The following is an 8,928-nucleotide window of genomic DNA, read 5'->3' as shown; positions in this document are numbered from 1 at the left end:
GCCAGGCGGGGCCGATGAGTTGGGCGCCTGATGAGGTTTCGTCGGTGGCGTGGGGGAGCGGGACGAGAACGACGGCGTCTGCGCTGGGATGTGGGATGCGGTCTGTGCTCATGGGGCAATTGTCTCACGCGATTGTGCGGCCGTGCGGGGTCGGATGGCAGGTGGCTGACGGCTGGATTTTTTGTCGGAGGGGTCTCGTAGGCTGTTTTATCGGCGATCGAGTCGGTGGCAAGCGGCGGCGGTCGAACTGCTGGTAATTGGCGCCCATCGGTGAGAATCGGTGGCTGTCGGTGGCAAAATAATTTGTCGGAGCCGTCTCGTAAAATTGAATCAACAACTCACCATACGGGTATTCGGCTTAATGCCGGGGATCCACGAGCACCAAAGGAGGTGTACATATGCGATCCGTCGATGGGATCAACGAAGATGGTGCACGTCCGCGTGTGCAAAGTGACGAGTCATCGTTCGGCATTTCGGCGAATGAGGAGATCGTCTCCCTCACGCTTGATGAGATTGAGCGCGCTGTTGACGTCCTCGCTTCGATTGACATGGCCGCGTTCGGGTCCAAGGCGTGCCTCGATATTTCCCGCCGAATGGACCGCATATCGAAGCGCGTACGCGGGTTGAGGTACGACGTCGTCGATGTCGTGTCCCAGCGCGGAGACTGGGAGGGCAAGGGCGCGCGAACGGCGGCGATTTTTGAGCAGGAGACGGCGAATGTCTCGTGGCGGAGGGCGAAGGAGACGGTGGATCGCGCGCAGGCGTTGAACGAGGATTTGCCTGCGTTCCGTGAGGCGCTGAGGGCGGGGCAGATCACGGATGAGTACGTGGATGCCGTGCGCAAGGTGGCGAAGAATCCGACGTTGAAGGAACAGCTGGCGGATGAGCACGATGGTGAACGCAAGCTTTTGAGCTACGCACTGACGATGGACGTCGATAGGTTTACCAAGCGGGTGAAGGCGTGGGCGATTAAGCATGCGCCGAAGGCTGCGGAGAAGGACGCGAAGGCCGACGCGCAGGACGAGAAGCTGCACCTCTTTAATAAGGGTGAGTATTGGGTGATCAACGGTCGATTGACGCCGATGAATGGCATTCTCGTGAACAACGCGCTGGATGCGGTGATGCGGGCCGCGCGGGACGCCGCTGAGGATCAGGATGCGGCCGAGCAATCCGATGAGGCCGAGCAAGGCGATGGAGCGGGGGATTCGGCCGAGCGAGATTCCGGTGCCCGGATATCGCCGCCGAAGAGGCGTGCGAACGCCCTCGTGGAGCTCTGTGCTCGCGCGCTCGAAGGCGGCGAGTTCGAGCCGAGCGCGAGGGTTTCTCCGCACGTATCGGTGCACTGCTCGCTGGAGACGTTGGCGGTTGCCGAGGCTCGTTATCGGGCCGATCAGGGCCGTGACATCGCGCCGAGCGTTGCAGTTGTTCATCCGGAGTTGGGACGAAAGATCGCGGAGATTGCCCCGGGCATAGACGCGGCCTACTTTGAGGGACTTGAGCCCGCAACGTTCGACGACGGCACTCCGCTCACGCCAGCGCAGCTGCAGATGGTTTTGTCCGATGCGCAAATTTCGCGCGTGGTGTTTGGGCAGCGGTCAGAGGTGTTGGACGTGGGGCGTCGATATCGAACGGCCACGCCGGCGCAGGCGAGAGCGATTATCGCGCGAGATCGGCACTGCCAGTTCCCGGGATGTTCGCAAACCTATACAAGTAGCCGATTGCACCATGCTCGATATTGGGAAAACGGCGGAGAGACGGACCTGAATAACTTGGTGATGGTCTGCTGGCATCATCACTCCGTGATTCATCAGGAGCAGATTACTGCGATTCACTACGAAAACGGATGGGAATTCGTGGACGCCGGTGGGAAGGTCATCGTTGATCCGTCGGATCGGCGTGAGCCTGCCGAAAGGCGACGATCTGGGAGGGATCGCGCTCGAAAAGTCGGCCAGATTGACCAAGGGAGGAGTGTGCCCAAAATGCAGGGGTCCCAGGAGCCACTGTTTGACCTAGGGATGGCGTCGTGAATGGGATGGCGTCGTGAATGGGAGTACTGCGACCGAGTACCGTGACCGGTGTCAGGGCGCACAGTTGGCGTTCTCAGCATGTGCACAGCCGGGGAAAAGATACGGCGCTGCGATAAACTGGCGCGGATGCAACTGGCGTAGGTGGTTACCACCGGGGAGTGTTGGTAGGTGCGGGTCGATCGCCTGGGCGCGCACTTCAGAATAAGGAGAAAACCTAGATGTCCGACCTTTTCAATATGTCCCTCGATGAACTGGATCCCGAGATCGCGCAGGTGCTCGACGACGAGCTGAACCGCCAGCGCACGACTCTCGAGATGATCGCCTCCGAGAACTTCGTGCCGCGCGCGGTGCTTCAGGCGCAGGGTTCGGTGCTGACGAACAAGTACGCCGAGGGTTACCCCGGCCGCCGTTACTATGGCGGCTGCGAATTCGTGGACGTCGCCGAACAGCTCGCGATCGACCGCGCCAAGGAGCTCTTCGGCGCGGAGTACGTCAACGTGCAGCCGCACTCGGGCGCGCAGGCCAATGCCGCGATCTACCACGCGCTCGTCAAGCCAGGCGACACGATTATGGGCCTCGAGCTCTCGCACGGCGGGCACCTGACGCACGGCATGAAGATCAACTTCTCGGGCAAGAACTACAACGTGGTCTCCTACGGAGTCTCCGAGAACGATTACCTCATCGATATGGAGACCGTGCGCGAGAAGGCGCTCGAACACAAGCCGAAGCTCATCATCGCAGGCTGGTCGGCCTACCCGCGCCACCTCGACTTCGCCAAGTTCCGGGAGATTGCTGACGAGGTCGGCGCATACCTCTGGGTCGACATGGCGCACTTCGCCGGTCTGGTGGCTACGGGTCTGCATCCGAATCCGGTGCCGCACGCCGACGTCGTGACGACGACGATCCACAAGACGATCGGCGGCCCGCGCTCGGGCATGATTCTCTCGCGCGACGCCGAAACTTTCGGCCGCAAGTTTGACTCGGCGGTGTTCCCTGGCCAGCAAGGCGGCCCGCTCATGCACGTGATTGCGGCGAAAGCGGTGGCGCTGAAGGTCGCCGCGTCGCCGGAATTTAAGGATCGTCAGGAACGTACGCTGGAAGGCGCAAAGATCCTGGCCGAGCGCCTCCTGCAGGATGACGTTGCCGCCAAGGGCATCACGGTCGTCTCCGGGGGCACCGACGTCCACCTCGTGCTCGTAGATCTTCGCGATGCGGAGATGAACGGCAAAGAGGGCGAAGATCTGCTGGAGAAGGTCGGCATCACGATCAACCGCAACTCCGTCCCGTTCGACCCGCGCCCCGCGTCCGTGTCCTCCGGCCTGCGCATCGGCACACCGGCGCTCGCGACCCGCGGCTTCGGCGCCGAGCAGTTCCGAGAGGTTGCCGACGTCATCGCCGAAGCGCTCCGCGATGGCAAGGACGCCGACATCGAGGCGCTGCGCGCCCGCACCGCAAAGCTGGCCGAGGACTTCCCGCTCTACGAGGGATTGGATCAGCTGGCATGATCTTGATGGACGGCAAAGCAACTGCCGCCAGCATTAAAGAAGAGGTGGCCGAGCGCGTCGCGCAGCTTCGCGATCGGGGTATCGTCCCCGGGCTCGGCACCATCCTCGTGGGCGACGATCCCGGCTCCCGCGTGTACGTGGATGCCAAGCACCGCGACTGCAAAGAGGTCGGTATCCGATCGCTGCGCGTCGAGTTGCCAGAAGACGCCACCACCGACGACGTCCTCGCAGCCGTCCGCCACTTCAACGATGCACAGGCGGTCACGGGCTTCATCGTCCAGTTGCCGCTGCCACCACAGTGCAACACCGACGCCATCGTGGAGGCGATCGCGCCAGATAAAGACGTCGACGGCCTCCACCCGATCAACGTCGGGCGCCTTGCAGGTAAGTCGACCGGCGAGCTCCCATCGCCGATTGCATGCACGCCGCGCGGCATTGTCGAACTCGGCAACCGGCACGGCGTGGACTGGGATGGTGCCGTTGTGTGCGTCATTGGTCAGGGGCAGACGGCCGGACGCCCGCTCTCGTTGCTCCTCACCCACGAAAAGATCAACTCGACCGTGATCTCCTGCCACATCGGCACCCGCGATCTTGCCGCACACACGAAGGAGGCCGACGTCGTGGTTGCGGCCGCCGGCTCCGCGCGGCTGGTCACAGCCGACATGATCAAGCCCGGCGCGGCCGTCTTCGACGTCGGCGTGACGCGCGAGCCCGGCGAGGATGGTAAGACGAAGCTCGTGGGAGACGTCGATCTTGGCGTGCGCGAGGTGGCGGGATACTTCTCGCCCAACCCCGGGGGAGTCGGGCCGATGACGCGCGCGACTCTACTCGTGAACGTCGTGGAAGCAGTGGAACGGCGCGAGGGGTAGAGTGCGCTAGACGCCAACGAATGAAGGAGCATCGATGCTGGTAGCAACTGTCAACGTCAATGGGATTCGCGCCGCGGTCCGAAAAGGCATGGAAGCGTGGGTGGACGAGACGAAAGCCGACGTCGTGCTGCTGCAGGAGGTGCGGGCGCCGGAGGAACTCGTCGCCGAGATCGTTGGCGATGACTACACGTTGATTCAGCAGGCCTCCGTGCTCAAGGGCCGCGCCGGCGTCGCTATCGCCGTGCGCAAGGATCACCCGGTGAGCGCGAGCGCGATTGGGATCGGTCCCGACGAGCCCGCCGTCGATACCGGGCGCTGGGTCGAGGCGACGGTGCCCTCGCTTGGCACGACGTTCGTCTCGGCATACTTGCACTCCGGCGTCGCCGATAATCCTGACAAGATGGCCGCTAAGTATTTCCACCTCGATCGCGTCGAGGCGAGGCTTGCAGAATTGCTCGCTTCGCGAACAGAGGAAGCGCCGCACGTGCTCGTGGGCGGCGACTTCAACATCGTCCACACCCCGCTGGATATCAAGAATTGGAAGCCGAACCACAACAAGACGTCCGGCGTGCTTGATCCCGAAATCGATTACCTGAATCGCTGGTTCGCCGGCGACTGGGTGGATACACACCGTATGCTGAGCGGGCAGACGCAAGGTCCGTACACGTGGTGGTCTCAGCGCGGCAAGGCATTCGACAACGATGCCGGCTGGCGTATTGACTATCAGATGACGACGCCGGGGCTCGCTGAGCGTGCGGTATCGGCCAGGGTGGATCGGGCGGCGTCTTATGCGGAGCGCTGGTCGGATCACGCCCCGCTGGTGATGAAGTACGAGCTGTAAGGACGACGATGAGCACGCGATTCGAGATCAAGACCGACGACGACGCACCTCCCGAGGTCGTGTCCAAGGGCAAACGGTTCGTTGAATGGGTCATGGACCTGCGGATCGTCCGGTCTGTTCAGAGATACACGACCGCGCGTGGGCCGCAGCTGTCCGGCGGCATCGCCTATTCGGCCCTGTTCGCCATCGCCGGTGCGCTGACCATCGGACTGACCGCCTTCTCCTATATCTTGGGCGGCAACCAGGAGCTGCGTGACAGCCTGTTTGAATCGATCGATTCCGCCCTGCCGGGCGTTCTGAAGATGGATGGTTCGTCCAGCGATGGCATCGTGGATCCGAATTCCCTCATCGTCGACAACCCGTTTAACCTCTATTCCTTGATCGGTCTACTGGTGTTGCTCTGGTCCTCGATCGGCTTGATGACGGGCATCCGTAATTCTGTTCTCAACATGTTCGGCATCTCGCGGATTCCGCGCAACCCGGCCGTGGCGAAGCTTCTTGATTTCAGTGGCTTCCTCGTGCTCGGCGTCTCGGTGCTGGTCACGACCGTCTTGACGATGGCCACGAGGTTCTTTGCTGAGCCGATTCTCGAATTCCTGAACGTCACGGAGGGCGCAAGCTCGTTCCTGCTGTCGGCCGGCACGTTGGCGATCGCGTTTATCGTGGATACGGCCGTGGTCATGTTCCTGATCCGGGTCATGGCTGGCGTGCGAGCCCCGCGCCGCGACCTTCTGCTGGGCGGCATCGTGGGCGGTATTGGCTCGGGCCTCCTGCGCTACCTTGGAACATCCGTGGTGGGCTCGGTGTCCGACAACGAGCTCCTAGCCGGTTTCGCCGCCATCGGTACTCTGCTCCTGTGGGTGAACTTCCTCGCCAGGCTTCTGCTCATCGCCGCGTGCGTCGTCGCGAATCCGCCAGCCCCCGGCCAGCCGACGCCGAGCCAGATGGAGCACCTCGAGGAGACTCCGAACTACGTCACGGAGTCCGAGCCCGAGACGAAGCGCTGGGTTCACGACCCGATTTCGGGCACGATCGCTCCCGATCCGCCGGAGCCCAAGCCCGAGTCAATCCCCGAGTGGAAGGGGCTCAAGGAGCGCCGCGCTCGGAAGAAGATTGAGAAGGCCGAGCAGCAGATCCAAGAAGCAAAGCAGGCACTCGCCGACGCCGAGCAGGACTACCGCGACGGCGCGTGGGAGGCGTTCCATTCGAAGACGGCCTACACCACCAATCGCGAGCTCGCCGCGGTAGAAAAGGGTGACGTCGAGATGGTTGAGGACGAGTAGGGATGATTTACTCGATCATTCCAGCGGGCGGAGCGGGGACCCGGCTGTGGCCGCTGTCGAGGCGCAACCACCCGAAGTTCCTGACCGACCTGACCGGTGCCGGGCGGACGCTGATCCAGCAGACCGTCGATCGGCTCGCGAAAGTTTCACGCTCGACCATGATTGTGACCGGCGTGGCGCACGCCAACGCCGTCAAGGCGCAGCTGACGGAGATCCCGCGGGAGAACGTCATTGCCGAGCCCTCGCCGCGCGATTCGATGGCGGCGATTGCGCTTGCCGTGGCTGTCATCCGCGAGCGCCACGGCGACGTGGTGTTCGGTTCCTTTGCCGCGGATCATCTCATCCGCGACGAGCGCGCGTTCCATGAAGCCGTGCTCGAGGCGGAGAAGGCGGCCGATCTCGGCTATCTTGTGACGATCGGAATCATGCCGGATCACCCGGCCACCGGTTTTGGCTACATCCACCAGGGCGAAAGGCTCGAGGGGATGGACCGCGCGGCCGGCGTCGTCGAATTCGTGGAAAAGCCGGACGCCGAGACGGCGCGCAGCTACGTCGCGTCGGGGGAGTACCGCTGGAACGCGGGGATGTTCGTGGCGAAGACGAACGTGCTTCTTGGCGCGCTCGAGACCTTCGAGCCCGAGCTCCACGCGGGCATTATGGAGATCGCGCGGGTATATGACACCCCGCAGCGAGCCGAGGTTATGGACCGGGTGTGGCCGACGCTGAAGAAGATCGCCATTGACCACGCCATTGCAGAGCCGTTGGCGGACGAGGGTGGGGTCGCCGTCGTGCCAGTGGAGATGGGCTGGTCCGACGTGGGGGATTTCGCCTCGCTGCGCGACGTCGTCGACGCGGGGCCGAACGTTGCACCCGGTGGCGCCAAGCAGCCCGTGCTGACGGTGGACTCGCCCGGTGCACTGGTCTACACCCATTCCAAGCCGATTGCGGTAGTGGGATTGGAGGACGTCGTCGTCGTTGAAACCGAGAATGCGATCCTTGTGGCGGCGCGCGAATCTGCGCAGAAAGTCAAGGACATCGTTGACGATATCGCAGAAAAGGGCATGGACGAACTTCGTTAACAACAGGATAACGCGCAGTGAACGCGAAAAGTCGAGATAACGAGTAGATAAAGTTTTCCAAAGCTGGACTTTTGGTGCGACTTTTAGTGACGCAGGCGCTATTGTTGTGTTAACTCACTGCATTAGTGCGGTGGTTGCGATGATTACGAAGGAGTATCCACGTGAGGAATTTTAAGAAGTTTGCCGCGATTGCCGCAGCATCCATGCTCGCGCTGAGCGCCTGCTCGAGCGATAGCGATGACGGTGGCAACGGCGGTACCGATGATGGAGGCGACGCTGCCTCGACCGACTACAAGGCATGTATCGTTTCCGACGCCGGCGGCTGGGACGATCGTTCGTTCAATGAGTCCGCATACAACGGCCTGATGGCTGCTGAAGACGCACTTGGCATTGAGGCCGGAACCGCAGAGTCGTCGTCTGATGCCGACTTCGCGCCGAACGTCGAGTCGATGGTTGCAGACGGCTGTGACATGATCATTGGCGTTGGCTTCCTCCTCGAGCAGCCGCTCGAAGATGCAGCAAACGCGAACCCCGACCTCGCATTCGGCCTCGTTGACGCGACGTTCACCGACGCCGATTCGAACCCGCTTGAGCTCGAGAACGCACGCCCGCTCGTCTTCAACACCGCTGAGGCAGCATTCCTTGCTGGTTACCTCGCAGCTGGCGTCTCGGAGACCGGCACGGTTGCCACCTTCGGTGGTATGCAGATTCCGTCCGTTGCAATCTTCATGGACGGCTTCGTTGACGGCGTTGACTACTACAACGAGCAGAAGGGCACGGACGTCCAGGTCCTCGGCTGGGACAAGGAAGGCCAGACTGGCGCCTTCACCAACTCGTTCGATGACCAGACCCTTGGTAAGCAGCAGGCACAGCAATTCCTCGATCAGGGCGCTGACGTGATCATGCCCGTCGCAGGCCCGGTTGGCCTCGGCGCAGCAGCAGCTATCCAGGAGACCGGCGATGCCTACTTCATCGGCGTTGACTCGGACTGGTACGAGACCGCACCCGACTACGGCGAGTTCATCCTGACCTCGGTCATGAAGGAAATCTCGGCCTCGGTTCAGGACACCATCCAGCTCGGCGTTGACGGTAGCTTCTCGTCGGAGCCATACATCGGCACCCTTGAAAACGGTGGCGTTGGACTTGCTCCGTACCACGACATGGACTCGGCCGTTTCGGACGAGCTGAAGTCGGAGATCGAGGAGATTACCGAGCAGATCAAGTCCGGCGAGATCGTCGTCGAGACCCCGAACGCTCCGTAAACACACGGGTAACTTGTCCGTCACCGACGGACACTCAACTCCAGGGAGGCCCGGCCCAGTCA

General features: G+C 62.3%; 7 protein-coding genes. All 7 read left to right on the top strand.

All coding sequences use genetic code 11. The annotated features are described in order from the left end of the window. The first annotated feature begins 398 nt into the window (after window positions 1–398). Window positions 399–2,027, top strand: coding sequence for a DUF222 domain-containing protein (locus tag ACHFFR_RS08625; RefSeq protein ID WP_394263857.1), 1,629 nt, complete (start codon window positions 399–401; stop codon window positions 2,025–2,027). Window positions 2,028–2,245: 218 nt separating this feature from the next. Then, window positions 2,246–3,532: a serine hydroxymethyltransferase gene (gene glyA / locus ACHFFR_RS08620; protein ID WP_394263856.1), complete on the top strand. Its 1,287-nt coding sequence runs from the start codon at window positions 2,246–2,248 to the stop codon at window positions 3,530–3,532. A 5-nt stretch (window positions 3,533–3,537) separates the two neighbouring features. Then, the gene (locus ACHFFR_RS08615; RefSeq protein ID WP_394263855.1) at window positions 3,538–4,401 is read left to right on the top strand and encodes a bifunctional 5,10-methylenetetrahydrofolate dehydrogenase/5,10-methenyltetrahydrofolate cyclohydrolase; all 864 of its coding nucleotides are present in this window, start codon (window positions 3,538–3,540) and stop codon (window positions 4,399–4,401) included. Between the two features lie 34 nt (window positions 4,402–4,435). Continuing rightward, on the top strand, window positions 4,436–5,242 hold the full coding sequence (locus ACHFFR_RS08610; RefSeq protein WP_394263854.1) for an exodeoxyribonuclease III: 807 nt from the start codon (window positions 4,436–4,438) through the stop codon (window positions 5,240–5,242). Window positions 5,243–5,250: 8 nt separating this feature from the next. Further along, window positions 5,251–6,525: a YhjD/YihY/BrkB family envelope integrity protein gene (locus ACHFFR_RS08605; protein WP_394263853.1), complete on the top strand. Its 1,275-nt coding sequence runs from the start codon at window positions 5,251–5,253 to the stop codon at window positions 6,523–6,525. Window positions 6,526–6,527: 2 nt separating this feature from the next. Next, window positions 6,528–7,604, top strand: a complete 1,077-nt coding sequence (locus ACHFFR_RS08600) for a mannose-1-phosphate guanylyltransferase (RefSeq protein ID WP_394263852.1) — start codon at window positions 6,528–6,530, stop codon at window positions 7,602–7,604. A 161-nt stretch (window positions 7,605–7,765) separates the two neighbouring features. Beyond that, the gene (locus tag ACHFFR_RS08595; RefSeq protein ID WP_394263851.1) at window positions 7,766–8,866 is read left to right on the top strand and encodes a BMP family protein; all 1,101 of its coding nucleotides are present in this window, start codon (window positions 7,766–7,768) and stop codon (window positions 8,864–8,866) included. Window positions 8,867–8,928: the final 62 nt, after the last annotated feature.

The organism is Trueperella sp. (genome assembly GCF_043424875.1).
Lineage (GTDB): Bacteria > Actinomycetota > Actinomycetes > Actinomycetales > Actinomycetaceae > Trueperella.
Note: the sequence above shows the minus strand (reverse complement) of the source record. Positions and strands in the feature narration are given on the sequence as shown.

Bases quoted from the DNA above. Each gene is read 5' to 3' on its own strand.
- ACHFFR_RS08625 (WP_394263857.1), top strand. From the start codon at position 399: ATGCGATCCGTCGATGGGATCAACGAAGATGGTGCACGTCCGCGTGTG.
- glyA (WP_394263856.1), top strand. From the start codon at position 2,246: ATGTCCGACCTTTTCAATATGTCCCTCGATGAACTGGATCCCGAGATC.
- ACHFFR_RS08615 (WP_394263855.1), top strand. From the start codon at position 3,538: ATGGACGGCAAAGCAACTGCCGCCAGCATTAAAGAAGAGGTGGCCGAG.
- ACHFFR_RS08610 (WP_394263854.1), top strand. From the start codon at position 4,436: ATGCTGGTAGCAACTGTCAACGTCAATGGGATTCGCGCCGCGGTCCGA.
- ACHFFR_RS08605 (WP_394263853.1), top strand. From the start codon at position 5,251: ATGAGCACGCGATTCGAGATCAAGACCGACGACGACGCACCTCCCGAG.
- ACHFFR_RS08600 (WP_394263852.1), top strand. From the start codon at position 6,528: ATGATTTACTCGATCATTCCAGCGGGCGGAGCGGGGACCCGGCTGTGG.